This is a genomic window from Chromohalobacter sp. HP20-39, assembly GCF_033052815.1.
In the GTDB taxonomy this organism is placed as follows: Bacteria; Pseudomonadota; Gammaproteobacteria; order Pseudomonadales; family Halomonadaceae; genus Chromohalobacter.
On record NZ_JAWHTP010000217.1, the window covers coordinates 1 to 406 of the forward strand.

2 protein-coding genes are annotated in these 406 nt (G+C 63.1%); both read right to left on the bottom strand.

Annotated features, from left to right (window positions below):
• Positions 1-64 precede the first annotated feature (64 nt).
• Positions 65-229: a hypothetical protein gene (locus tag RVY79_RS17710; protein WP_160315277.1), complete on the bottom strand. Its 165-nt coding sequence runs from the start codon at positions 227-229 to the stop codon at positions 65-67.
• The coding region (locus RVY79_RS17715; protein WP_317465816.1) for a hypothetical protein at positions 226-406 on the bottom strand (181 nt) is incomplete at its 5' end. The genes RVY79_RS17715 and RVY79_RS17710, both read right to left, overlap by 4 nt.

Below are 406 nucleotides of genomic sequence, written 5' to 3' on the forward strand. Positions count from 1 at the left end.
GTCAAAGCCAGCACCTCCGGCTTTTCCGGCGTGTCGACCTCGAACTTGATCCAGTTGCCAGCCATTACTGCGAGCCTCCTGGAGCAGGAATGATCTTGTCGAGTTCACGCTTGGCTTCAGCGCAAAGCTGCACGCGCACCTCGATCGATTGGGCAACCGTCATGCGATGCAGTAGCTCATCCAGCAGTTGCCGGCGCCTGTCGACTACGGGCTGAGATTGGGCGCTCATTGGAACAGGCTCCCCTGCTTTGCCGGCACCTTGACGGCTTGCACAGTGCGGCCAGTCACTGCGCACTTACGCTCGCCCGCCAGCACCAGGCGCCCCGCGGCGATGAGTTCGTTGCGCCGGCCCGAGACGCTGGATTTCTCCATGCCCAGGGCCTTGGCGATCTCGGCGATGGTGGCG